Here is a 25591-nt window from a genome sequence, read left to right as displayed (position 1 = left end):
CTTCCATCTCCTCCGCTCATCCATACTGGTTCTTTATATTTTACATATTAGTTCACAATTCCAGAACGCTTTTCAGCCTCAGCAACCAACTTCATTTGCTCAGGATAGCCGTACGTACCGTGTTCACTGATATCCAATCCCATTGTTTCTTCCTCTTCTGTAACGCGAATACCCATAATCGCTTTCATCGCACCCAGAATAATGAAGGAAATGACAAACACGAAAGCCAAAGTGCCAATCAGTCCAAGCAGCTGTACTCCTAATTGGGTAAATCCACCACCATAGAACAGACCCGCTTGACCTACACCAGTTATTTTTACAAGCTCAGGAGTAGCGAAGAACCCTGTGGACACTGCGCCCCACATCCCTGCAACACCGTGCACGGAGAAAGCATATACCGGGTCGTCTACTCTTGCACGCTCGAACCATTGCGCTGTGAAGAAAGTAACGATCCCTGCAACTGCACCAATGACCAATGCCGCCCAAGGTGCTACAAAGGCACAAGAACCAGTAATAGCAACCAAAGCCGCCAGCACACCGTTTAGCATAGCAGGAATATCTGCTTTTCCATATACCATCCAGGATACGAGCAAAGCGAAAACCCCACCTGCCGCAGCAGCAATATTGGTAGTCAAGGCCACATATCCAAAGAATCCGTCGTTCATAGCTGATACAGCACTACCCGGGTTAAACCCAAACCAACCAAACCAGAGAATAATAACACCCAAGATAGAGTACACCTGGTTATGACCAGGGATAATGTTCGGCTTGCCATCTTTATTAAACTTGCCCAGACGCGGTTTGAGCAGCAGGGTAGCGACGAGTGCTGCCGTAGCGCCTGTCAAATGGACTACCGTCGAACCGGCATAATCCTGCATCCCCAACTTACCAAGCCATCCACCGCCCCACACCCAGTGAGCTACAACCGGATAAATCACGATGGAGAACAAAATACCGAAAATAATGTATACACTTAATTTTGCACGCTCTGCCATCCCCCCACATGCGATAGAAAGTGATACCGCAGCGAAAGCAAAGTGGAACAAAAACATAATTGTAATCGGAACATCCAGACCTGAGAGAGCATCAAACGATGCAGCCGCATCCGTACCACTCATGAAGAAACCCGTCAGTCCCATAAATCCGTTTCCGCCATCATTACCAAAGCCGAATCCAAATCCAAGTGCCCAGAAGGACAAAGCCGCAACACCCGTGGTGAGAATCGTTTTACCAGCGACATGACCCGCATTCTTCATTCGAGTCGAGCCTGCCTCCAGCAATGCAAATCCCGCTTGCATAAAAAATACAAGTATAAATGCCAAGAACGTAAAGGCCGTGTTTAGCCCTGCTTGAAGTTGAATATTTGTCGGACCGTCAGCAGCAAACGCACCTACCGGAAAAGCTAATACTGTCAGCATGGCCAATAATACAACTAACCACTTTTTTCTCATGAAGCCCACTCCCTCGAATGTTAAGTTTCTTTACATTTCGTGAAATTCTTATTGTCATTATAATCAGAATACATGAAAGTTGACAAGATTTTTTTTATTATGTTAAAAAAATATGGTTCCAAACACTACATGTCATATTTACTAACTATAAAAGTAGCTTGTTTCTGTTCAAAAAAAGCATAACGTTTGACTGTATGGTTGGGAATCATGTAAAATATTCTTTATAAACACTCCGTTTGCAAATGCTAATATTGAAGGTTGAACGAAGAGCGCGAGGTGAAGACAGATGGGGATATGAAGCTGTATCGAATTGGTGAGCTAGCCAAGACGGCTGGTGTCAGCGAACGAACTATTGATTATTACACAAAGCTTGGTTTGATCACACCTGAAGAACGATCATTGAAAAATTATCGGCTCTATAATGATGAAACCTTAAACAGGCTTGAACGTATTAACCAAATGAAACAAGAGAAGTATAGCCTAGAGGAAATCAGACAGACACTGATTAAATGGAACTCGGTTGCGGGGGAAGAGCACGTCACTGACAAACTAACGAGTCTGGAGATGCACATGCAGCGTCTAGAACGCGAAGTCAATGAACTACAGCCTCTCTTGGGGCAGCTCAAGCCCGTTCAAGCGCGCAAGTTGCTTACTGGTCTACTACCACAAAGCGCCGCTTGTATCGAAGCTCTGAAGTATCTGCTGGAGCATAGTTCTATGATGTAGATACCCTGGCTAGTATGATGAACAATATTGGAGGGTTGCTTTATGATGGGTATGTATATATTGATTATTCTTGCGTTCGGATTATCCTTATGGGCGCAATTCCGTGTAAAAGGTACTTTTAATAAATGGTCTGATGTCCCAAATGAAAATGGGTTGACCGGTTATGATGCAGCTCGGCATATGCTAGATCGCAATGGTTTGCATGATGTGCCTATTGAACCAGTACCTGGTGCGTTATCTGACCATTATGATCCAATGCAAAGAGTCGTACGGCTGTCCGAGCCCGTTTATTATGAAAAATCCATTTCAGCAGTTGCCGTAGCTTGTCACGAGGTTGGTCATGCCATTCAGCATAAAGAGCATTATCCCATGCTGGCACTCCGTCACCGGATCTTTCCGATCGTAAACTTCGCTTCTGGGATTGCACCGTTTCTGCTGATTGCCGGTTTCTTATTCAGCTACACGAACCTGATTGGCTTGGGTATTATCTTTTTCTCGGCTACTGTTGCTTTTCAATTAATTACATTACCGGTTGAATTTAATGCTTCCAACCGGGCCCGAGAAATTATGGTTTCGGAAGGGTTTATCCGTAGTGATGAAGAACGGGGTATAGCCAAAGTATTAAATGCTGCTGCATTAACTTATGTGGCTGCAGCTCTTGTTTCCTTGCTGGAACTAATCCGCTTAATCGGTATCTTCAACAGCCGGGATTAATTGCTTGTGTTGCAAAAAAGGTTGTTCCTCTACCAAGTTAACGGTAGAGAACAACCTTTTTTCTTTATCTAAAACCAATCAGCTATACTCACTGTCCTAAATCCGCTTTTGCACTTCCGTTCGGAGTAGCTGCACTACCTTTAAGACCAAAATATTGCAACAAGAAAGTTCGGAATGACTTTGCAACTAATGGCAGTTTATCATCTCTACGATGAATCAAGCCTATAGTTCTCGTGACCTCTGGATCAACAATTGACACTCTTGCAGGTTGAAGCGGGTTGGTCTGAAACAACGCCATTTCAGGCAAAAGACTGACTCCCATGCCAGCCGCAACTAATCCGCGTATCGTATCTGTCTCTTCACCTTCAAAAGCGATATCCGGCGTAAATCCTGCCTCCAGACAAGCCTGCCAGACAATCGGACGTAACGAATATCCATCTCTGAACAGAATAAATTTTTCTCCCTTAAGCTGACTCAGCGTGATATGTTTGGCCGTGGCTAAAGGATGGTTGGGCGGGAGAACAGCAAACAACTCCTCGGTCAGCACCACATCCCCCTCCACATGATCATGACGATCGGGAAAAGGAGATACAAAAGCCAAGTCCACCTCACCCGCTAACACATCACGAATTAAACTCGGATACATCCCCTGTTTAAATCTAAATTTAACATTGGGATACCGCTTTCGGAATTCAGCCACTACCGTAGGAATAAGATGAATCCCCAAACTGTGCGGAAAACCGATGCGGATTTCGCCCCCCTCAGGATCCAAAAACTCATGAACCTCCAAAACAGCTCGCTCTAGATCTTTTATTATCGTCTCAACCCGTTTGCAAAATAGCTGTCCCACTGGCGTAAGCTGCAAATTGCGACCCTTTTGCATAAAAAGATTAACTCCCAGCTCCTCTTCAAGCTGATGAATTTGCCGACTTACCGCAGATTGCGCCACATGTAGCTCCTCGGCTGCCTGAGTGACATGTTCTTTTTGCGCTACCTTCATGAAGTATTGTAACTGTCGTAATTCCACTCCGATATTCGCTCCAATCTGTTTTTCAACATCCGGAAGAAGACGTCAATCGAACATCATCCTCTTTCTTCCCTGCTAACTTACGGTAAAACTGTCTTTAGTGGCGTTTGCGCTGGCCAGTCAATCTAATCAATAATCCATACATGAAAAATCCACTGAGTAATCCCCCAAAGTGAGCGGTCCAATTAATGTTCGCTACAGCAAAAGAAAACAGAATGCCAAACCCAAGCAGCGTGTACAGCGTTTTGCGCGAAGCATCATCCATCAAGGAACGTTGGAACAAGGCAACGTACAGAAACGCCCCATAGATGCCATAAATCGCTCCTGAGGCCCCTACAGAGACTGTCGTTTCCGCCACCATGTTGTAATGGGCAATGGACAGTATGTTCCCTACAATACCCGTGACCAGATACAATAACACATAGCGGAAGGACCCCAGCAAACGCTCCAGCGGAGGAGCGAAGACGAGTATGGCAAAGGAATTGAACAGAAGATGATCAAACCCTGCATGTAAAAACATGGCTGATACATATCGCCACAGTTGATCGGTGAATGGCGCCTCATTAATCAAAGCTCCATATCGGATCAGCGTCAAACTATTTTCCGATCCACCCTGTACGGTGAGTACAACAAACATCACAATATTGATGAGCAAAATCAGACAGGTTACTGGGTAAAACCGCAAATAACTTTTCCAGTTCTCATAACGTAAAAAAATCAAGGCAATCCTTCCTTCATGGGTGTCTCCACCTTATTCAAATTGGACAATGTCTTTTATAAAAGATTATAATAGATTTCGGCAACGATAACCAATGCTAAAAACCAAGGAGGCTATTACATATGGCACAAGAACGTACAGGAGCTGCTACTTTTAAAGGCAATGCTTTGACACTCTTAGGTCCTGAACTGAAGGTTGGAGATCAGGCACCTGATTTCAAATTACAGAAAAACCTGTTAGAAGCAGCTACGCTCCAAGACTTTGCAGGCAAAGTCAAACTGATCAGTGTTGTTCCTTCTTTGGATACAGGTGTGTGTGACGCACAGACTCGACGTTTTAACCAGGAAGCTGATTCCCTTGGGGATCAAGTCGTGGTGCTGACTGTCAGCGTCGATCTGCCTTTCGCTCAAGCTCGTTGGTGCGGTGCTGCCGGTATTGACCGCGTATTGACACTGTCCGACTATAAGGATCATTCCTTTGGCGAAGCTTATGGTGTGTTCATCAAGGAATTCCATTTGGATCATAGAGCTATTTTTGTGATTGATCAAAATGACAAAATTGCTTACGTAGAATACTTGAGCGAAATGTCCGAACACCCTGACTATGACCAAGCGATTGCAGCAGTGAAAAAACTCGTCTAAATCAAGACTGCATATTAAAAAAGCGAGTGAAGGGTTGCCTTCCTCGCTTTTTTTGACGTTTGTCTGCCACATCACTGCTCACACATCTACAATCACTGCACAACCTTATGAGCAGACAGCTTCTTGTCAATCACAGCGAACAGTTGCAAAATGATGCGGTAATTCGCGCCCAAGTCCCCTAGCGATCCGCGTGAAGCAGAATAAATATCCACCGCACTCCGAACTGGTGAGACAGACAATATGGAAACGGTAATGTCGACGGTTCTACCGAACGCCGTTCGCTTCTCTAACGTAATTTCACCTACGGATGCTACCTCATGAAGAACCTTGTAGCCAGGAATTTTTTTTAGAATAGATGATACTTCTTCCCAAGCCTTGTCTCTCGATAAGTTATAATAGCGTGTCTTCATTTGGGGGTCCTTGACCCGGTCGCTTGTACCTTCTTGGCTGCGCACAATCCCTACCAGAGTCCTCTTCAACGACAAGACATTTCCTCCTTCACGATAATCGTTGCCATAATGCAGCACATCGGTTTTTTTGCTGCAAGCGCTTTATAAAACGTTAAACAACAAAAAGTTAACCGACCATACCTGTGGTATGCGACCTTAGTACCTCATGTCTTAGTTTAACATTGTTGCATACAAAAAACACCCTGTTTCTGCAAGAAGCATGAACAGAGTGTATTCATTATCTTTGGAGTACCCGCCGATGCCGTCCGACCATAGCGTCTTCTGAACCTGCTTTAGCAGGTGGGTGACCGCAGAATAAACTTTTGAAGTCCCCTTGTCAGGAATTGACAGGGCTTTTCAGCTATTCATCCGTATAGATCTCCCTAGACATTGTCATTGGTTCAAAACAACAAATGACCGTAACGTGCATCGCAGGATGTGACCTTATTATAGCGCTTCTCACTCAGAAAGTAAATGCTAGGAGAAATATGTTTTATTTTTAGAGGTTATCACTTTTCTTGTCTTCAATGCTTGCCGTATCTTCATCTTTCTGCTTCATCTTTTCCATTTGATCCTGCATTTTAAGGAATGTTCCATAAAAATTAAAGAAAGCGAACCAGGCAACTACACTACCGATGAAGAATAAGAAAAGCACAGGATATTTGACTCCGATAAATATAACAACGGCGCTACCGAGCATGGTAGAAAATACACGGAATGGTCGAATCAGCGTCAGTAAAACCGCATTTTTGATAATTTGTCCGGTAGACATATGATAATGAGCCACCATCGAAAAGAAGTTAAACATAGACACAAGCAAAATAATGATAAGAATGAGCATAATTACGCCCACGATTTGCAAGTTGCTGAGTTGTGTCATATATACGGTATAATCCACATACATGATGACAAACAGTAACGTGTAAAAGATACCCCCGATCAGACTCTGCTTATAGTTCTCTTTGTACCCTTTAAAAAAGGTACGAAACACGCCTGTATCGGTATCCCCCATTACCCATTTGCGAACCACTGTGAACATAGCCGATGTGGCTGGAAATAAAGTAAGCGGTGCCAAAACAGCCATCGCCCAATTCATTTGTAAAGATTCATTAGCCAAATTCTGATTCATTACAAGTAATTTCAGTATGAGGCAGAACACAAAAGGCGACGAACATAACACCCATAACAAATTTGTAGCCGCCAATCGGGTAATCCACTCGGTCAGGCGGTAAATACCACCCATAGCTCCTTTAAACTCCAATGTCAGTCTCTCCCTCCGCAAGCCTTGGCAGTTCCAAGACTCATGTTGCTATGCCTATAAATTCTGACTCTTGGCTATATCATACCGTATTTCAGCCCTAATGCGCCAGTGAAATCAATAAGTGCCTCATTAAAGTAGATTGCTAACAGGTTCATACATACTGATTCAATCATAACAAAAAAGCCGAAGCTTCATCTGCTTCGACTTTTCATTATTTCATTTCTTATTCGGAAGAGGAATCTTCACGTCTTGCAGGACGACGAGTTTCTCCATTGCTGCTCGGGCGTGGTTTGCGATCTCCACTGTAGCGGCTTCCGGAATCACGGTTGTAGCCACCGCCTTCTTTGCCACGGTTGTAACCGCCATATCCACCTTTGCTGCCACTACCGCCGCTACCACCGGAACGGTTGGAATTGTAACCACCGTTGCTGCGACCGCTGTAGTTGGAAGGCTTGCGACCGCCAGAACGCACGTCTGGTTTACGACGTTTTGCACGGATCGGATCTTCTGGAGTCAGCTCAATCGATGCTTCTCTCTTCTCACCAGTCATCAGCTTCAGAGCTGCGGAGAGAAGTTGTACAGAATCATATTGCTCCAGCATTTGAATAGCCAAACCTTTGTACTCGTTCAGCTCACCGCTTTCTACAGCCTCTAGGAGACGTTCAGCAATGATACGTTGTTTGCCTTCCAAAGCTTCAGCCAACGTTGGAAGCGGCTTGCGTGGAATGCGGTGACGAGTTACACGTTCGATAAAGTGCAAATGGTCAATTTCACGAGGCGTTACGAAAGACCAAGCTTCCCCTTCTTTACCTGCACGTCCAGTACGTCCAATACGGTGAACATAGCTTTCTGGATCTTGCGGAAGGTCAAAGTTAACAACGTGAGTTACGCCGGAAACGTCCAAACCACGGGCAGCTACATCAGTCGCCACGAGCACATCGATGCTTCCGTCACGGAATTTACGCATTACAGCATCACGTTGGTTTTGAGACAAGTCACCATGCAAACCGTCTGCAGAATATCCGCGTTTTTGCAGAGCTTCAGCCAGCTCGTCTACCCGACGCTTGGTACGGCCAAATACGATAGCAAGTTCTGGGGATTCCATGTCGATCAAACGGCTCAATGCTTCGAATTTTTGACGCTCAGGAACTTCGATATAGGCCTGATCAATCAGTGGAGCACTAACTTGTTTAGGAATAACTGAAACATGCTCAGGATTTTTGAGGAATTGCTCAGCCAATCTTTTAATATTAGGAGGCATTGTAGCCGAGAAAAGCATCGTTTGACGCTCGTCTGGAACTTGCTTCAGAATGGATTGAATATCTTCCATAAAACCCATATCCAACATTTCATCTGCTTCATCCAAAACAACTGTGTTTACATCTTCCAGCTTGATGGTTTTGCGATTAATATGGTCAAGCAAGCGTCCTGGCGTGCCAATAATAATTTGAGGTTTCTTTTTCAAAGCGCGAATCTGGCGTACGATATCTTGTCCACCATAGATTGGCAAAGTACGAAGACCTTTGAAACGGGAGAGTTTTTCGATTTCTTCAGCTACCTGGATAGCAAGCTCACGTGTTGGTGCCATGATCAGAGCTCTGATTTTTTCGTCGCTTCTAGAAATTTTGTTGATCAGCGGAATACCAAACGCAGCAGTTTTACCAGTACCTGTTTGGGCTTGGCCAATCATGTCTCTGCCTTGTAGTGCAATCGGGATAGATTGCGATTGAATTGGTGTTGCTTCTTCAAAACCCAGTTCTGTAATCGCCTGAATTACTTTCGGTTCAAGATCAAATTCTGCAAATGTCGTCAAATTTATTCAAACTCCTTCTTAATGGTGGATGTGGTGGACAATCCACAATGTTGTCTGTATTCTTAAGTAGCGATATTATTGTATAAGTTTTCCCCAATACAGTGACAGTTTATTTAGACCTATAACTGCATCTTTCTGTAATGAATTTGGGGAACCTATCCGATACATCTTAAACGAATTTATCCTTTTTAAAACAGTTTAAATTTTAAGTGTTTCTCTGGACATAGGTCCCTACTCAAGAATATCCACATCGCATTATAGCACAGAACAATTCATGAATACCAGCAAGTTGCTTCCCGTATAATTTAAATGAGGTGAAAATAAGTTGTTAAAAATGGTGTTAAACTGCTTAACTGTCATTCTTGGAGCCGCTGCCATTGCATGCGGTTTTAATCTGTTTCTCGTGCCACACCACTTGCTGAGCGGAGGAGTAGCTGGGCTTTCCATGTTAATCGGCTACTTCACAAAATTTGATATCAGCGCGATGTATTTTATTATCAATATCCCGATGCTTATTACAGGCTGGTTTATTTTAGGCAAGCGTTTTATTAGCCTGAGCATTTTATCCGTTGTCGTTACAACATGGATTTTGGCCTTGGTGCCGGTGCGATCTGTCGTGTCGGACCCCCTGCTAGCCTCCGTTTTTGGAGGAGTGATGATCGGCGTTGGAGCAGGAATTTCCTTTCGGGTAGGGGGGTCTACGGGCGGTTTTGACATTATCGGTTCCATCATCACTCGTTATCGTGACTTCCCCGTAGGAACTGTACTTGTTGGCATGAATGGACTGGTCATTCTTGCAGCAGGATATTTGAACGATGATTGGAATATTGCACTTGCGTCGATGCTATCTATTTTTGTGACTGGCAAAGTGTTAGATCAAATCTATGTCAGTCACACGAAGATTACCGTCTACATTATTACAGAACACACCGACAAGCTACTGGAGCGGATGTTAACCACACCACGCGGTGTTAGCAAAATAAAAATTGAAGGCGCATTTTCACATACTGAAAAAGACATGCTGATGACTGTCACGACACGCTACGAGCTAGTTGAATTAAAACGGATCATTAAAGAAGTGGACCCTTCTGCTTTTGTCAATATTGTGGAAACGGTTGGGGTGATGGGTTCATTTCGCCGAAGATAAGCACAAACCCAAGTGTCAAAATACAGTTTCTGTGGTACACTATATGTGCGCTGTTCCCATAGTATATAAAGACCAGCTTTACCTGCTATTTCACAGGCACTTTGCTTTTCCGAATCGTATTGAATGATTCTTTTGGAATGATTCCGAGCAGGAAAGGGTGATTTTTGTGGAAATGGAAACGGTAAAACTGTCCGACATTGTCTTAAGATGGTATCCGGAAATGCTCCCTTCTCTCAAAAAGGATGAGCTGAACTCGATGATTGTGCTTCGGGACGGGATGTCCATACTCAAGCCAACGGATGCGCTAGAAATTATTCAGTACAGTATTTGCGAGCATCAAGACAATAATTATCTTCAATAAATTTCTTTACCAAGTGCCGCTTCTTCCGGTTGCATCTACAACTGCGAAGAGAGCGGCATTATTTATGCATTTTTATGGATTCAATAAACATAAGTTGGGTTAATCATGTAAGACTGTGCCTGATGATTCCAGTATTGGTTACAAGCGTGTTGTTTTTCGATACATAACTTTACGTATAATCAGGTAAGCGACATCCATAAGGGAGAGAGTTAGGAAATGAATATGATTTGGGCAATTATGCTATTGGCGATGGGGATAGGCGGAAACGGGGACCAGTCAGCCAACACTCCAAATGTAAAAGATACGGTGGCAACAACAATTAGCAGCGCCATGATTCAGGCTCAGCACAATAAGATGAAGGTGGATGCCTCCAATCCTCCGGTTAAAATTGACCCACAACCGACGACTCCTGCTATCAAGGGCATCTATGTCACAGCTTATAGCGCAGGCGGTTTGCGTATGACCCAGCTGCTTGAACTGCTTGATAAGACAGAGCTCAATTCCATGGTTATTGATATTAAAGACGATGCAGGTTATATCACTTATCCAACGTCCAATCCCGAGCTGCTCAAATTGGGCAAGCCACAAAAATTCATTCGGGATATTTCCGGTTTGATGGACCGATTGAAAAAGCATAATGTTTACCCGATTGCTCGTATTGTCGTATTTAAAGATACGGTACTGGCCAACAAAAATCCCGAGATGTCTTTCCGTAATCCTGACGGCTCTGTCTGGAAAAACGGCAAGGGAGACGGGTTCGTCAATCCCTATAATAAAGAAGTATGGGATTATAATATAGCCATCGCTAAGGAAACAGCCAAACTTGGTTTTAAGGAAATTCAATTTGACTATGTACGTTTCCCCGAAGGCTTTGAGAAAAGAGCAGACAAGCTGAAATATACCAAATCAGATCAATCCCGCTCGGATGCAGTCGCTGAATTCGTACAATATGCCCGCAGAGAGCTTGCTCCATTAGGTGTACGAGTATCCGTAGATATTTTCGGATATGCTGCATCTGTCCCTGCTGCGGAGGGAATCGGACAGGATTTCACTAAAATTTCCGAAAATGTGGATGTCATTTCACCCATGGTTTATCCAAGTCACTACACCACAGGCTGGTTCGGTGTAAAAGACCCTGATAAGAATCCCTACCAGACGATTAAAGGCTCCATGGCCGATACACACAAAAAGCTAAATCCGACGGGCAAGCTAAAGCCAATTATTCGCCCTTGGATCCAGGATTTTACTGCAAGTTGGTTAGGAAGCGGACATTATGCTAAGTATGGAAAAACTCAAGTAGAGGACCAAATTCGAGCGCTTAAGGATATGAAAGTGGATGAATATTTACTCTGGAATGCCACAAACCGCTATTCAAGCGGAGTAACTTACAAATAATTTACCCTCCGGACTTCTCGTTATCTAATACGAAATTTAGAAATTATATAATTTTTTTGAAGGCTGTCCCGTTGTTTGGCGAACGGGTGCAGTCTTTTTTATTACTGTTCAAATGTGGCGGTATCCCTTACAATAAATACTTACATGTTATGATACATACAGATATTCAATCCCTAGTAAATGAGGAAAACAAAAATGCAATTGACTTCAACAACGGGGCAGAAATGGAAGCAGCTTTTATACATTTTGCTCCCTATCCTGATTACCCAGCTTGCACTATCTGCCATGACTTTTTTCGATACGAATATGTCGGGACACTTTTCCCCTGCCGATCTGGCTGGAGTAGCCATTGGAGTAAGTCTGTGGATTCCTGTACAAACAGGCCTTAACGGAATACTTATGGCTATCACACCTATTGTATCTCAATTAGTGGGAGCACAGCGCAAAGATAAAGTCTCCTACTATGTCATTCAAGCACTTTGGCTCTCTCTTGCCCTATCCATGGTCGTTTTGATTGCTGGCATCATTTTGGTCAAGCCTATTCTAAATGGTATGAATCTGGAATTGAGAGTTCATAATGTAGCTCTGTACTACCTTTGTGCGATGGCCTTCGGTATTGTGCCTCTATTTGCCTACACGGTGCTCCGAAGCTTTATGGATGCATTGGGACAAACCCGCTTTACGATGTTAATCACGCTCATGTCGTTACCCATCAATGTATTGTTGAACTATCTACTTATTTATGGGAACTGGGGTTTTCCGCGTCTGGGGGGTGTAGGCTCCGGGGTGGCAACGGCAACCACCTACTGGATTATTATGCTGGTCGCTGGTATCACTGCGCATCGGGGAAAAATATTTGCCGAATACCGAATCTTCAGCAAAATATACGGGATTGCTGCTAGTGCTTTGAAAGAGCTCATCAAGATTGGAGTACCGATTGGATTTGCAATATTTTTTGAGACTGCCGTCTTTTCAGCCGTCACTCTCTTCATGAGTAGCTATAATACAGCTACCATAGCCGCACATCAGGCCGCGATGAACTTTGCATCTACGTTATATATGATTCCACTCAGCATTTGTATGGCACTTACGATTCTGGTTGGCTATGAAACAGGAGCTACTCGCCCGCGGGATGCCAAAGCTTATAGTGTAATGGGCATCAGCAGCGCAGTAGGTCTATCACTGATTACAGCTATTGTACTGCTTATCTGGAGTGAACAGGTCGCTCGACTTTACTCCACCGATCTGCAGGTCATTCAGTTGGCACAGCATTTTCTAATCTATGCGATTTTCTTTCAGATATCTGATGCTGTCGCTACACCTACACAAGGAGCGCTACGCGGGTATAAAGACGTCAATCCAGCCTTTTTGCTCACATTCCTCTCCTATTGGGTCATTGGTCTTCCTGTAGGATATATACTGGCACGCTGGACTTCATTGGGGCCCTACAGCTACTGGATCGGTTTGATTACAGGGTTGGCGGTAGGAGCTATTTTACTTCTCTGGCGTCTGGTGAAAGTACAACGTCGTTTCTCCGAAAAAAAACAACACGCAGAGGTTATTTAGCCTTTGCGTGTCTCGATTACATATGCTGCGCCTAAAGTTATTCGTTTTTTCTCCACAATAGCCACTTCGTTCAGCTTGGGAGGATATAGAAAGTGTCTCTCCACATGTTGTTCAATCTCTTCAAATGCCTGTTCTTCATTTTCAGCAGCGAGAATGACAATCAGCGCTCCTTCCGAACTATCCACTTCGATTTTGAATAGGTACATGTATGACTACCTCCTGATAGGACTCAAAGCTAAAAAATAGCGGATGACTCGGGTCATCCGCATAATTTTGATCTTTTCCAATACTAGAACCGATCTACTGTACGTAGAAGGTCTTATTATTGCGACAAACGCAAAGCAAGCTCATAAAGCTCCATGTTGAAATCTTTTTTAGTATTTACAACCTTGTCAATATCTGTGGCTACCAACTTACCGTCGATCGTTCCGCAAGCCTTATCAGATATGCCCTCGATCAATTGGCGAACAGCAAAGTCACCCAAACGGCTCGCCAGGTTGCGGTCAAACGCGGTTGGTGTGCCTCCACGTTGGATGTGTCCAAGCACTGTAACACGAGGCTCATAATCCGGACAGTTTTCTTGGATTACCTTTGCTACATTTTCGCCTTTGCCTACGCCTTCCGCAACGATAATAATACTGTGGCGCTTGCCATGCTTGAAATTTTGTTTCATACGATCAGATACTTCGTTCAGGTCAAATTCTACCTCAGGCACCAAAATTGTTTCTGCGCCAGAAGCCAGACCCGCATGCAGAGCAATATCACCACAATGACGTCCCATAACTTCCACAATGGAAGAACGTTCATGAGATGACATTGTATCCCGCAGCTTGTTGATTGCGTCCACTACGATACTAACCGCTGTATCAAAACCAATCGTGTAGTCCGTGAAGGAAATGTCATTGTCAATCGTACCCGGAAGACACATGGTTTTAATGCCTTGCTTGGTCAGTTTGTTAGCTCCTTGGTAGGAACCGTCGCCACCAATCACGACTACGCCGTCAATCCCACGATCACGCAAAATTTGCGCGCCTTTTTTCTGCCCTTCTTCAGTCGTAAATTCCAGGCATCTTGCAGATTGAAGTACAGTCCCCCCACGTTGGATAATATCTCCGACGCTTCTCAGATCCATTGGAAAAATATCGTCGTTCAAAAGGCCTTGATAACCACGTTGAATCCCGAATACTTCCAGTCCGAAATACAATCCGCTACGTACGACGGCGCGAACTGCCGCGTTCATCCCTTGTGAATCTCCACCACTTGTTAATACTGCAATTTTCTTAACTGCTGTCATGGTTTATGACCTCCTCAAAATAATCATATAAGCCTTCTTATCCATCGACTGTTTAATAAGAAAAACAAACGCATGAGCGGACTATTTTTCATTAAACGTCTCGAAACAGCGCGAACGTCTTGCTGCTCGCTAACTTTAGGGTCGGATAAATATAAAGCCAGCAATCCCTCGATAATCATCCGGTGAAAGGAGCTGGCAGGGACATCTGCAATATCAGCCCGCGCCCGATTCACAACGTAGGCGATCCGGTTTAGCATCATGTCGGTATCTTCATAATAATTGCAAAAGTTAAGATCTCCGCCCTTCCGGTCTTCGTCTTGATCGATTAGATAATCCAGCAAAATATGAAGACTGCACACATGTGGAAAATACGATGCATGTATTGAGGCAGCCCCCGCATCTGTCAGATGCTGGTCGCTGGCAGCAAGAAACAGCATAAAGACCCCCAGAGTTGAACCGGTAGCCGCAGCAAACTCATTCCAGCGCAACTCTGGTGTACGGTCTTTATGAAGCGACCACCAGTCCAAAAGCGCTTGTTCCCGCAGCTCGGGTTTAATATGCTTGTATACTTGCAAATCCGTGTATAATCGCGCCAAATCCTGAACGTAAGGCATTGCCGCCTCATAGCCCGGAAGCCTGCTTACACAAGACTGACAGGTTGTCACCAGCCCAGTCAAATAACCGCCATCCTCCTGCTCACGACGCAACTCATAATAATTCACTGGCCTAGCCGTCGGATTAATCGCATCCAGCATAGCCTGATGCAGCAGCCTAAAATCATCCGGGTCCATGGACGTACTGCGATCACACAGGTTGTCCAGATAATCACTAATGGTCTGATACGCTACGATCAGCGGAATTAACGTCTGCCGGGCAGACATATTAGCTGCGGCATAAACCGCTCCACCCACGCAGTGAAATGTCTTATCCGCTATGCTCGCAAGCGCCTGGCTTCGCAGTTCAGGGTCCGGAATTTGTTCGGCCTTGCTCTTCCAGTTACTCAATTCTTGTTTCGTTTCAGGGAGAATGTGCTTGTACATTCGGCTCATTAGACCTATGGGGCCTCTCGGTACTTGATAACGTCCTTGCTCAACATAACTCAAATGACGGTGCCTCCACATTGTTGTCTACGTAATTATACCTATCCAAACCATATCCATTATAATATGATCGTCCTTTTAGCACAAATGAACAACCTCACTTTTTTCTTTAAAATTCAAGAAAAATGAGCTGTTCTCATTAAAAGACTTTATACCTGTAATGTTTTATTAGCCGAAAATAGTATAAAGGGCCTACCTATCCTTGTCCTCTGCTGGCTTCACGCCTTGGATTCCCTCTCCCATACTTGCCTGCTTCCATTTCCCGAAAGCATAATAGAAAATGACTGCTACGGCAGAGATAGCAAAACCAACAGGAAAGCTCCACCATACAGCATCTAGACCATACTCATCAACAAATGCATAGGCCAAAGGTATACGAATGCCCCATAATGAAATAATGGTAATTAAAAGCGGTATCATTACGGAACCCGTTGATCGAACAACCCCTGTAATGACATTGGTAACACCGAATATAACAAAAGACCACAAGGTGATCATATTAATCTGCATTCCCAATTCCAATGCACCCCCTGTAGAAGGAAGAAACATGAGCAAGGCCTGACGGTTAAACACGTAAATTAATACCACAGCTCCACCAGTCAATACAAAATTATACACAATCCCAATCCAGGTTGTCGTGCGCACTCGATCCCAACGTCCAGCTCCGATATTTTGAGCGGCAAATGAAGATACAGCTGCACCTAACGCCATTGCCGGCATCTGTACATAGCTGGACAAATTATTAGCTGCTGTATAAGCTGCAGCTGCAACTGTCCCGTAGCCGTTAATCAGATTCATTAAAGCAATCGCGCTGGTAGAGACAGCAATCATTTGCAACCCCATCGGCACTCCCTTACGGACTAGGGTCCAAATAATCTTCCAATCAAATCTAAGTAAGTGAAGCTCTGAAGATGTAATGCGCAAAAAATATTTTACACGATATAGATAAATGAGAATCAACACAAAGCTGATCCCTTGAGCAATCAGGGTAGCAGTAGCGGAACCTCCAATGCCCATAGCAGGAATCGGTCCCCATCCGAATATGAACAGCGGGTTGAGTAGTACATCCAGTACGACGGAAACAATCAGAAAATAAAATGGTGTTTTGGAATCTCCAGCCCCTCTCATTACAGTCATGATGTAATTATAGCCGTACAAAAAGGGCATGCCTGCGAAAATAATACGCGTATACGTGATCGCCATATCTACCGATTCAGCAGGGGTATTGAGTACATGAAGTATCCAAGGCGCACTCAAAAATCCGATAATACCTATAGCAAAAGCGAGCACCAGAAAAAAGACTGCACTTGTACCTACTACACGCTTGGTTTCGGCTACGTCTCCTGCTCCGATATTTTGTCCAATCATAATAGTAGCAGCCATAGTGACACCAAAAATGGAACTGATAAGAAAATACATTATAATATTTCCGTTGGAAGCGGCAGTCAAGGAGGCCTCTCCCAGAAATTTCCCAACCCAGATCGAATTAATCGTTCCATTCAGGGATTGCAGAATGTTGCCGAACAGCATCGGCAAAGAGAACATAAACAGCGTTTTAGCAATAGGACCTTCAATCAAGGAAGGCTTACGACTAGCCTCTGCTGCACTCATTTTCTCAACTCCTTCAATCTATAATGTCTTCTGCCTAGTTTTATTACGTATAATACCCTATTCCTGCTCAATCTTCTCATATCATAAACGTATTTACGCAAAAAAGCGCAGTCCCTTAAAATAAAGGAACTGCGCTCTCAATTCATAGTTTAACCGTAATATATAAGACATCCGTAGAAACGGAACCATTCTTACAATTCAGTTACACTTACAGTTTGATTACGTTAGCTGCTTGGGGTCCACGGTTACCTTCAGTAATTTCGAATTCAACCGCTTGACCTTCTTCCAAAGTTTTAAAGCCGTCGCCTTGGATTGCGGAGAAATGTACGAATACGTCCTCGCCACCATCCATTTGAATGAAGCCATAACCTTTTTCTGCGTTAAACCATTTAACTGTACCTTTCAAGTGAACAACCTCCTAAAAATACCGCCATCTATGGCGAATATCCATATTATACTTCATGCTTTTTCACAATGCAATTGATGTTTTTCCGGGTTTTTTGGGCTGGAATGATTTGCTTTTGCGGCGGAAACTGCGGTATCATGAACCAAAACATCTATAAAATCGGAGACATGCATATGATGAAAAAACACGAAATATACAAAAAAGACAATTGGAACATGATGACTGTCGAGGTGCAGGGCCGTTACATCGTTCTACGGGAAATATCCGATGATTGGGGCGAGGAAGCCCACACGTTTTTAAGCCGCCCGGCGCTGATGCATTGGGCTCAAAATCGGTTTCCCAAGCAGTCCTTTCAAGATAATGAGGAAGAATGGCAGCGGATCATGAACGCTTTCAAACAGGTCTAGCCTATTCATGGTGTCCAACAGCTATCTCATCTTCATTATTCTGGCCTTCACGCTGGGCGGAGTGCTGATCATGAAGCGTGATACGATACCGACTCCTCTCAAAAAGTGGATGGCCCTCACTGCTGTAATCATGGTTTGCTTTGCCTTTTATCTCATTGTATACAGCTTATTAAATATAGGTTCCAACCCACAGTAAGGAAAATTATACTTTCGGGCGTAAGAGGTCATACTATGGCATAACAAGCCATGGTATAAGGAGGATCTGCCGTTACATGCATCCTGTAAAACCTCTTGCCCTGCTGCTTACGGTAAGTGTGGCGGTTTCTTCGTTTTGGCATCCGTCTCTTACTGCCGCAGCCCTACCCCACATTACGTTCGATCAGAGGAGGCTCTCCATGAGTGAAATTGTAAAACGCGCTGATGCGCCAGTGGAAAATACATGGAAATTGGAAGATCTGTTTCCCAACCGCAAAGCATGGGATCAAGAATACGAAGAAGTCAAACAACTAGCCAAAAAGGCTGAACAATTCCAAGGCAAGCTCAATTCAGCAGAATCGATTGGCAACTGCTTTAAATTGGAAGATGAATTGTCGCTCAAAACCGAGCGTGTATATGTGTACGCACATCTGCATCATGATGAGGATACAGCTGAACCTACATACCAGGGTCTTTCGCAAAAAGCCAAAAAATTAGGCGTTGAGGTTAGCGAGTCTCTTTCTTTTGTGACACCTGAAATTTTGGCACTGCCGGATCATCAGCTCGATGCCTTCATTGAAGATCCGAAGCTTGCAGATTATCGGTTTACCCTTCAAGAAATGAAGCGGGAAAAAGCACATATTTTGGGCAAAACAGAAGAAGCGCTGCTCGCTCAGGTTGGCAATCTGGCTCAAGCCCCGCAAACGATTTTCGGCATGCTCAACAATGCTGATCTGAAGTTTCCAAAAATTAAAGATGAGAACGGCAAAGAGGTTGAGCTGACTCATGGCAGCTACATTCAATTTCTCGAAAGTCCGCACCGCGAAGTACGCGAACGTGCTTTTAAAGCGGTGTATGACACGTATGCCAAAAATAAAAATACAATTGCTTCTACACTAAGTGCCAATGTGAACAAAAATATTTTTTATTCTCGTGTTCGCAAATACCCTTCTGTACTGGAAATGTCACTATACGGTGACAATATTCCGAAGGAAGTGTATACCAATCTCATTGACACCATTCATGAAAGCTTGCCCCTGCTCCATCGTTACATGAAGTTGCGTAAGAAGTTGTTAGGTGTGGATGAGCTCCATATGTATGATTTGTTCGCTCCGCTTGTGGACGAATACAAGATGGACATTACGTATGAAGACGCCAAAAAGCAAACAAAGGAAGGCCTTAAGCCACTGGGCGCGGACTATCTGGCTTCGTTGCAAAAAGGCTATGATGAGCGCTGGATCGACGTATACGAGAATGAAAACAAACGTACGGGTGCATACAGTTGGGGAGCTTATGGTACCCACCCCTATGTGCTGCTGAACCATAAAAATAACCTGAACAGCATGTTCACGCTTGCTCATGAAATGGGGCATGCGTTGCATTCGTACTATTCAGACAACGCATTAAAGTATAGAGATGCACAGTACACCATTTTCCTGGCTGAAGTGGCATCCACAACCAATGAAGCGTTGCTAATGGACTACCTGCTGAACAAATCAACCGATCCAAAAGAGAAAATGTACCTTCTCACCTACTATGCAGATCAATTCCGCACAACGGTATTCCGTCAAACCATGTTTGCGGAATTTGAGAAAATTGTACATGAACGCGCTGAACAGGGGGAATCCCTCACACCGCAGCTTTTATCAGAGATTTACTATGATCTGAATGTGAAATACCACGGACCAGGCATGAAGGTAGATAAAGACATTGAAATGGAATGGGCACGAATCCCCCATTTTTATAACAGTTTTTATGTCTACAAATATGCTACTGGCTTCTCGGCAGCAACCAGTTTCTCGAAACAGATTCTGGAAGAAGGCCAGCCAGCCGTTGACCGTTACTTGGGCTTCTTGAAGAGTGGTGGCAGTGATTATTCAATCAATATTTTGAAAAAAGCTGGCGTTGACATGTCCTCTCCGCAGCCGATTCGCGAAGCGATGAGCGTATTCGAAGAAGTCATTACAGAAATGGAAAAGCTAACTGAAGGAAAGTAAAACCGTGCGCACTTAAAATCCAGCATTGAAATGATGCACGGATAAATCCCTTGTCCATGGCGGGCAAGGGATTTTATAATGTAACGGGAGGAGGTGGCATTTTGAAAACACAATGGTCTTTGATCGCAGCTCTTGTTATTGCTTTGTTAACAGCTGTATTTGCTGTTATTAATGTGAATTCGGTTCAAGTGAACCTTCTATTCAGTATGGTCAGCATTCCTTTGATTCTGCTTATTCTCGGTTGCACTCTTCTAGGTGGACTTATTGTCGGTTCTTTCGGTATTTTCCGCCAATATAGGCTTCAGAGGGAGATTAAACGTCTGACTACTCAGCTTCATACACTACAAGAAGAGCACACATCCACGGTAGAAGCAAACGCGGATGTGGCCTATGACACGACTGGTTCTTCCAGCACAGGGTCTACATCCGACCAAGATATAGAGCAACCGTCCTCTAACTCTGATCGGTTGTCCAAATGAGGAGGAGCAACAAATGACGATTCAATTAAATGAGAATTATATGATGAACTTTTTAAATCAGCTACTGAACACACCCAGTCCCAGTGGATATACACACCATGTGATGGAGCTGATTCGTCAAGAAGCGGAAAGCCTCGGGGTACAAATCGAATGGAATGCAAAAGGCGGTGCCATCTTGACTCTGGAAGGTCAGGAAACGGACCGTACGGTGGCGCTGAGCGCACATGTGGATACATTGGGCACAATGGTGCGTTCCATTACAGCACAAGGCACCCTGCGTCTGACATCCGTCGGCGGCTTCATGATGAACAGTATTGAGAATGAATACTGCCTTATTCATACCAGAAGCGGACAAACGTATACAGGCACTATTCTGTCCAGCCATCCATCTGTGCACGTCTATGATGATGCACGGAGCTTTGAGCGCAAGGAGAGCCATATGGAGGTACGGATTGACGAGCTTGTCGAGTCAAAAGAAGACGTGCTTCAGCTCGGTATTGCAGTGGGCGATTTTATTTCGTTCGATGCGCGTCCAGTCGTAACACCCAGTGGATTTATCAAGTCACGCCATCTGGATGATAAAGCTAGTGTAGCTGCACTGTTTGGTTTACTGGAATCTGCTGTACATGGAAACTGGAAGCCTCGACATACCGTTAAATTGCTCATTTCTAACTACGAGGAAGTGGGGCACGGAGCGGCTTACATACCTGAAGGAATCAGTGAGATGATAGCTGTCGATATGGGCTGTATGGGTGAAGATCTGAGCTGCAAGGAAACGGATGTTTCTATCTGTGCCAAAGATTCCTCCGGGCCTTACGACTATACTATGACAACCCGTCTAATTGAGCTGGCCAAAGAGCTGAATATTCCGTATGCGGTAGATATTTATCCACACTACGGTTCGGACGCTTCGGCTGCACTAAGAGCAGGTAACAACATCCGTGCTGCGTTGATCGGCCCTGGTGTACACGCCTCCCATGCAATGGAGCGCACGCACAAGCAGGCCGTGGTGAACACTGCCCATCTGCTTGCAGCTTATGTGACAGTTTAATTCGAATAACGACAATCAGCCTGTTACATCGTCGAATAGATCAGTAAATAAAAAAGCAAGTCTTCCGGTTTTTCGGATACTTGCTTTTTTAGTCTGAGCAACATGAAGAAATAGCTCTGGCAGAATGCTATTAATGTGGCTTTATCATTGCTTAAGATTTACTTTGTTCAATCTGCTCGGCCAGCTCATTCAGGTAGGTCCAGCGTTCCATTTGGTGCTCCAAATGCTGTTCTGCCTTCGCTTGCTCAGCCATGAGCTCCTGTAGTCGTGCTGAATCACTAAAAGACTCTTCCATCTGCCGCTGAATGTCGGCCAACTTCTGTTCGGCTTGTTCAATCAGCTCATCAATTTGCTCATATTCCCGCTGTTCCTTAAAGGTGAATTTAAGCTTGGTTTTACTTGTCTCCTTGACTGACTCGGAAGGACCCGCAGACTTAGGCGTGGAAGAGCGATTCGAGGAATCCGTACTCGTCGAGACAGACGTATTCACAGAAGATTGAGCATTTTTACTAATCCATTCTGCATACTCGCTATAGTCGCCTACATGTACACGTACCTGTCCATTCCCTTCAAACGCCAGTATTTTGTCCACTGTTCGATCCAGGAAATAGCGATCATGAGAAACAATAAACACCACACCCGGGAATTCATCCAGATAGTCTTCCAAAACGGAAAGGGTTTGAATATCCAGATCATTTGTTGGTTCATCCAGCAATAGCACATTCGGTGCCGACATCAGAACACGAAGCAGATACAAGCGCCGTTTTTCACCCCCGGACAGCCTGGAAATAACCGTCCATTGCGCGCTTGGTGCGAACAGGAAACGCTCCAGCATTTGTGCAGCTGTAATCGTCGAACCGTCTGCTGTACGAATCACTTCGGCTTCTTCCTTAATATATTCAATAACACGTAAAGACTCGTTCATTTCCTGATGTTCCTGAGTAAAATAGCCAAGCTTCACCGTCGGTCCCAGCACAACGTTGCCGGAATCCGGTTCTATATGCTGGGCAATTATTTGGAGCAAAGTGGATTTCCCACTACCGTTAGGACCTAGGATACCAACACGATCACCAGGAACCGCAATGTAGCTCAAATCCTGTATCAGCTTACGAGAATCTACCGATTTGGACAGATGCTCGATCTCCAATATTTTTTTACCCAGACGTGTGGAGGCGACGGACATATCTACAGATCCAGAACGAGATTCCGGTTGCTGGTCCCTAAGCTGCTCATATCGGTCAATACGCGCTTTCTGCTTGGTGGAACGAGCCTTTGCTCCACGGCGAATCCAAGCCAGCTCATTACGCAGCAGGTTCTTCCTTTTTTGTTCCGTAGACGCTTCCCGCTCCTCGCGTTCTGCCTTCAGCTCCAGAAAACGGGTATAGTTAGCCTCATAACGGAAAAGGCGACCATGATCCAGCTCCAGCATGACATTTGCAACTCTATCCAGAAAATAGCGATCATGCGTGATCATTAACAACGCACCACGTCTTTTTTGCAAATACTGCTCCAACCATTCAACGGACTCATTATCAATATGGTTTGTGGGCTCGTCCAGAATGAGCAGCTCGCAGGGTTGGATCAAAGCCGCCGCCAAAGCCACCCGCTTACGTTGCCCACCGGATAGAACGCCCATACGAGACTCAAACTGGGTGATCCCCAGTCGGGTAAGTATATTTTTGGCCTCACTCTCCAGCTGCCATGCCTGGAACGTATCCATTTGCTGACTTGCTCGCAATAGACGTTTTTGAAGCTCCTCGCTACCCGGATTTAATTCCAACAACTCCATGGTTTCTGTGTATTCACGGACCGCTTTCATCTCAGGCTGACTGCCATGAAAAATATGCTGGAGTACCTTCATTTCAGGATCAAACTCCGGATTTTGTGCTAGATACTGAATTCGCACATCGTTGTTCACTGCAATATTGCCATCATCCGGCGGCTCTAAGCCGGAAATCACGCGTAAAAATGTTGATTTACCGGTGCCATTTACACCAACGACTCCTATTTTGTCACGTTCATCCATACCAAAGGAAGCATCCTCAAACAACATTTTCTCGCCATAGCTTTTCGTTATATGTTCAACGGTCATAATATTCATACGGATTCCCTACTCTTCCCCAATTTTGTGATGCATCCTGTTTATTTTAACACAGACACAGCCAATGATTAAAAAAACCGTTATCTGAATGAATTCAGTACGGTTTCTTAGCAATAAGATGTCAGGATTTTTGTATTCCGGCTTTACAGCCATGCATAAATAAGTTCGCTGCTAGTTCAGCCGTCTGATCCACGTCACATTCTCGGAAATCTTTATTTAATAAAATATCCATTTTTAGGCGCTCCAACATCCCAATGAATGCCTTCGCATGAAACTCGGACTGCTGTACACCCTCTGACGCCAGTTTATTTTTGACCAAATCAGTATAGTCCTGAATAAATCCCCGCATAAACTCCATTAGATCGGGGTCACTGTTGGGGGTCATAAAAAATAATTTCGTATGCTGCTTGCGCTTGAAATAGTAGTGCAGATGCAAATTTGCCATCCGCAGCAGACCTTCTCCCAAAGTACGATTGATTAATGCGCCTTGCATTTCGGCTAGGTATTGCTCGCAATCTCTACGTGTGACTGCTGTAAATAGCTGCTCTTTGCTTTTAAAGTACAAGTATACTGTGCCTTTGGCAACTCCCGCTTGTTCTGCAATCTCGGAAATTTTGCTTTCATAAAAGCCTTTGGTGCCAAAGACGGTGTAAGCGGCGTCCAAAATGGCTTCATATTTATCTCCGTGTATATCGCCCATCTTAGCACCTCCTTATACAAGGATCGAAACACCGTCAATTCTTATAATAATTATTCCCTTGTAACGATCCCCAGCTCCGTGTTCAGAGTATAAGAAAAATACCTGCAAGAGCGACCAATCCTCCGAAAATAGAACTAATGCTATTCACCCGATCATTACTCATCCAACGCCAGCCTCGTACATAGACCGTCGTTTGTCCACAATGTGAGTCTACTTCTACTTCCCGTCCACAAACCGTGCAGGAACGCATCATTTGCACCGTAGCACCAAGATAGGAATCAGCAAAGGCTCCGGCACTACCGGATATACCTCCAACCAGTGCCCACAGCCATAACGGCAAACTCTGCGTTCCTATGGCGTGTCCAAAGCCCCATGCACCTATGCCAATCAGTAGACCCCCAGCCAAGGCCGCAGCCGTTCCCAATACAGATACTCCTCCTGAGGTTCCAGGTGCCAGCACCTTCCCGTTAAGCACTGAACGGGGTGGCTTACGACTCAGACTGCCAAATTCCGTTGCCCACGTATCGGAAGTGACCGTAGCCATGACACCGACAAAAGCCAGCTGCCACGTAACATGAGGCCATATCGCATAACCCAGGCATAACAGCATACCTAATCCCCCATTAGCCCATACTTGGCCTGCATCCCGGTTGCCGGTTTTGGCATACGATTTTTCCAGCTCAGCCTTGCGCTCCTTTTTGAACCTCGACAGGAGGGTTGACGTGATAAAGAACAAGAGCAATGTGCCGAACCAGAACAGGTTACCCGCCCCATAATATACGGTTCCCATCAGTACAGCCGCAGCAAAGCCAGATAAGGTTAAGGATTTTTTATAAAATGCAGCTCCCGCCACCACAGCAGCACAAAGCAATCCGATGATCCAGTCCATGATATACCCCCGCTTTTGAAATGAATCTCCGTTTTTCTTTTTTCGTTCTGTATATTATTGTACAACGCTCCACGCTTATATAAAAGCCGTGT

At 44.6% G+C, this 25591-nt stretch carries 26 protein-coding genes and 1 other RNA gene; 12 read left to right on the top strand and 15 right to left on the bottom strand.

What is annotated here, in order from left to right; translation table 11 throughout:
- Positions 1 to 47: 47 nt before the first annotated feature.
- The gene (locus JOD82_RS05945) at positions 48 to 1451 is read right to left on the bottom strand and encodes an ammonium transporter (protein WP_029516714.1); all 1404 of its coding nucleotides are present in this window, start codon (positions 1449 to 1451) and stop codon (positions 48 to 50) included.
- 294 nt (positions 1452 to 1745) lie between these two features.
- Between JOD82_RS05945 and JOD82_RS05940 the strand changes: the two genes are divergently transcribed.
- Together JOD82_RS05940 and JOD82_RS05935 are read left to right on the top strand one after the other, a co-directional pair.
- Positions 1746 to 2177, top strand: a complete 432-nt coding sequence (locus JOD82_RS05940) for a MerR family transcriptional regulator (RefSeq protein ID WP_049816952.1) — start codon at positions 1746 to 1748, stop codon at positions 2175 to 2177.
- A gap of 42 nt (positions 2178 to 2219) precedes the next feature.
- Entirely contained in the window at positions 2220 to 2891 is a 672-nt protein-coding gene (locus JOD82_RS05935) for a zinc metallopeptidase (protein ID WP_023988023.1), read from the top strand.
- Between the two features lie 88 nt (positions 2892 to 2979).
- Here the strand turns inward: JOD82_RS05935 and gltC are convergent, their stop codons facing one another.
- Together gltC and JOD82_RS05925 are read right to left on the bottom strand one after the other, a co-directional pair.
- Positions 2980 to 3918 (bottom strand): glutamate biosynthesis transcriptional regulator GltC, encoded by a 939-nt coding sequence (gene gltC / locus JOD82_RS05930; protein WP_023988022.1) that lies wholly within the window; start codon positions 3916 to 3918, stop codon positions 2980 to 2982.
- A 97-nt stretch (positions 3919 to 4015) separates the two neighbouring features.
- Positions 4016 to 4639: a rhomboid family intramembrane serine protease gene (locus JOD82_RS05925; protein WP_069011083.1), complete on the bottom strand. Its 624-nt coding sequence runs from the start codon at positions 4637 to 4639 to the stop codon at positions 4016 to 4018.
- A gap of 119 nt (positions 4640 to 4758) precedes the next feature.
- Between JOD82_RS05925 and tpx the strand changes: the two genes are divergently transcribed.
- Positions 4759 to 5277 (top strand): thiol peroxidase, encoded by a 519-nt coding sequence (tpx, locus tag JOD82_RS05920; RefSeq protein WP_029516711.1) that lies wholly within the window; start codon positions 4759 to 4761, stop codon positions 5275 to 5277.
- Positions 5278 to 5369: 92 nt separating this feature from the next.
- On the opposite strand, the gene JOD82_RS05915 is transcribed toward tpx, so the two are convergent.
- The 4 genes from JOD82_RS05915 to cshA form a co-directional block, all read right to left on the bottom strand.
- Positions 5370 to 5762: a DUF1499 domain-containing protein gene (locus JOD82_RS05915; RefSeq protein ID WP_013309718.1), complete on the bottom strand. Its 393-nt coding sequence runs from the start codon at positions 5760 to 5762 to the stop codon at positions 5370 to 5372.
- A gap of 210 nt (positions 5763 to 5972) precedes the next feature.
- Positions 5973 to 6167, bottom strand: a non-coding RNA gene (gene ssrS, locus JOD82_RS05910) — 6S RNA.
- Positions 6168 to 6225: 58 nt separating this feature from the next.
- Complete coding sequence (locus JOD82_RS05905; RefSeq protein WP_029516710.1) at positions 6226 to 6987, bottom strand: YesL family protein; 762 nt, start codon at positions 6985 to 6987, stop codon at positions 6226 to 6228.
- 223 nt (positions 6988 to 7210) lie between these two features.
- A complete protein-coding gene (gene cshA, locus JOD82_RS05900; protein WP_029516709.1) occupies positions 7211 to 8800 on the bottom strand; it encodes a degradosome RNA helicase CshA in 1590 nt (529 codons plus the stop codon).
- A 325-nt stretch (positions 8801 to 9125) separates the two neighbouring features.
- Here cshA and JOD82_RS05895 point away from each other — a divergent pair, with 325 nt between their 5' ends.
- The 4 genes from JOD82_RS05895 to JOD82_RS05880 all read left to right on the top strand — a co-directional run bounded on the left by JOD82_RS05895 (position 9126) and on the right by JOD82_RS05880 (position 13269).
- Positions 9126 to 9947, top strand: a complete 822-nt coding sequence (locus JOD82_RS05895) for a YitT family protein (protein WP_209947953.1) — start codon at positions 9126 to 9128, stop codon at positions 9945 to 9947.
- A gap of 172 nt (positions 9948 to 10119) precedes the next feature.
- Positions 10120 to 10308, top strand: coding sequence for a hypothetical protein (locus JOD82_RS05890; RefSeq protein ID WP_080658605.1), 189 nt, complete (start codon positions 10120 to 10122; stop codon positions 10306 to 10308).
- A 216-nt stretch (positions 10309 to 10524) separates the two neighbouring features.
- Positions 10525 to 11703 carry a putative glycoside hydrolase gene (locus JOD82_RS05885; protein WP_209947951.1) on the top strand — a complete coding sequence of 393 codons (1179 nt, stop codon included), beginning with the start codon at positions 10525 to 10527 and terminating at the stop codon, positions 11701 to 11703.
- 195 nt (positions 11704 to 11898) lie between these two features.
- A complete protein-coding gene (locus tag JOD82_RS05880; protein WP_209947949.1) occupies positions 11899 to 13269 on the top strand; it encodes an MATE family efflux transporter in 1371 nt (456 codons plus the stop codon).
- Here JOD82_RS05880 and JOD82_RS05875 read toward each other — a convergent pair.
- The 5 genes from JOD82_RS05875 to JOD82_RS05855 form a co-directional block, all read right to left on the bottom strand.
- On the bottom strand, positions 13266 to 13475 hold the full coding sequence (locus tag JOD82_RS05875; RefSeq protein ID WP_209947947.1) for a DUF3906 family protein: 210 nt from the start codon (positions 13473 to 13475) through the stop codon (positions 13266 to 13268). The genes JOD82_RS05880 and JOD82_RS05875 overlap by 4 nt on opposite strands.
- 116 nt (positions 13476 to 13591) lie before the next feature.
- The gene (gene pfkA / locus JOD82_RS05870; RefSeq protein WP_029516704.1) at positions 13592 to 14563 is read right to left on the bottom strand and encodes a 6-phosphofructokinase; all 972 of its coding nucleotides are present in this window, start codon (positions 14561 to 14563) and stop codon (positions 13592 to 13594) included.
- Between the two features lie 23 nt (positions 14564 to 14586).
- On the bottom strand, positions 14587 to 15666 hold the full coding sequence (locus JOD82_RS05865; RefSeq protein ID WP_039269998.1) for a tetraprenyl-beta-curcumene synthase family protein: 1080 nt from the start codon (positions 15664 to 15666) through the stop codon (positions 14587 to 14589).
- 189 nt (positions 15667 to 15855) lie between these two features.
- A complete protein-coding gene (locus JOD82_RS05860; protein WP_209947945.1) occupies positions 15856 to 17274 on the bottom strand; it encodes an MATE family efflux transporter in 1419 nt (472 codons plus the stop codon).
- A gap of 208 nt (positions 17275 to 17482) precedes the next feature.
- Positions 17483 to 17680: a cold shock domain-containing protein gene (locus JOD82_RS05855; protein ID WP_013309706.1), complete on the bottom strand. Its 198-nt coding sequence runs from the start codon at positions 17678 to 17680 to the stop codon at positions 17483 to 17485.
- Positions 17681 to 17853: 173 nt separating this feature from the next.
- Here JOD82_RS05855 and JOD82_RS05850 point away from each other — a divergent pair, with 173 nt between their 5' ends.
- From JOD82_RS05850 to JOD82_RS05830, 5 genes are all read left to right on the top strand, one after another.
- A complete protein-coding gene (locus tag JOD82_RS05850; protein ID WP_013309704.1) occupies positions 17854 to 18087 on the top strand; it encodes a hypothetical protein in 234 nt (77 codons plus the stop codon).
- A gap of 7 nt (positions 18088 to 18094) precedes the next feature.
- Positions 18095 to 18283 (top strand): hypothetical protein, encoded by a 189-nt coding sequence (locus tag JOD82_RS05845; RefSeq protein WP_029516701.1) that lies wholly within the window; start codon positions 18095 to 18097, stop codon positions 18281 to 18283.
- A 199-nt stretch (positions 18284 to 18482) separates the two neighbouring features.
- Positions 18483 to 20279 carry an oligoendopeptidase F gene (gene pepF, locus JOD82_RS05840; RefSeq protein WP_029516700.1) on the top strand — a complete coding sequence of 599 codons (1797 nt, stop codon included), beginning with the start codon at positions 18483 to 18485 and terminating at the stop codon, positions 20277 to 20279.
- Between the two features lie 56 nt (positions 20280 to 20335).
- Complete coding sequence (locus tag JOD82_RS05835; RefSeq protein WP_069011079.1) at positions 20336 to 20758, top strand: LapA family protein; 423 nt, start codon at positions 20336 to 20338, stop codon at positions 20756 to 20758.
- A 13-nt stretch (positions 20759 to 20771) separates the two neighbouring features.
- Entirely contained in the window at positions 20772 to 21809 is a 1038-nt protein-coding gene (locus JOD82_RS05830; RefSeq protein ID WP_069011078.1) for a M42 family metallopeptidase, read from the top strand.
- Between the two features lie 151 nt (positions 21810 to 21960).
- On the opposite strand, the gene JOD82_RS05825 is transcribed toward JOD82_RS05830, so the two are convergent.
- From JOD82_RS05825 to JOD82_RS05815, 3 genes are all read right to left on the bottom strand, one after another.
- Positions 21961 to 23910: an ABC-F family ATP-binding cassette domain-containing protein gene (locus JOD82_RS05825; RefSeq protein ID WP_069011077.1), complete on the bottom strand. Its 1950-nt coding sequence runs from the start codon at positions 23908 to 23910 to the stop codon at positions 21961 to 21963.
- Positions 23911 to 24031: 121 nt separating this feature from the next.
- Positions 24032 to 24610, bottom strand: coding sequence for a TetR/AcrR family transcriptional regulator (locus JOD82_RS05820; protein WP_029516696.1), 579 nt, complete (start codon positions 24608 to 24610; stop codon positions 24032 to 24034).
- Between the two features lie 82 nt (positions 24611 to 24692).
- A complete protein-coding gene (locus tag JOD82_RS05815) occupies positions 24693 to 25499 on the bottom strand; it encodes a DUF92 domain-containing protein (protein WP_069011076.1) in 807 nt (268 codons plus the stop codon).
- Positions 25500 to 25591: the final 92 nt, after the last annotated feature.

This window comes from Paenibacillus sp. 1182 (assembly GCF_017833915.1).
Classification (GTDB): Bacteria; Bacillota; Bacilli; order Paenibacillales; family Paenibacillaceae; genus Paenibacillus; species Paenibacillus polymyxa_D.
Note: the sequence above shows the minus strand (reverse complement) of the source record. Positions and strands in the feature narration are given on the sequence as shown.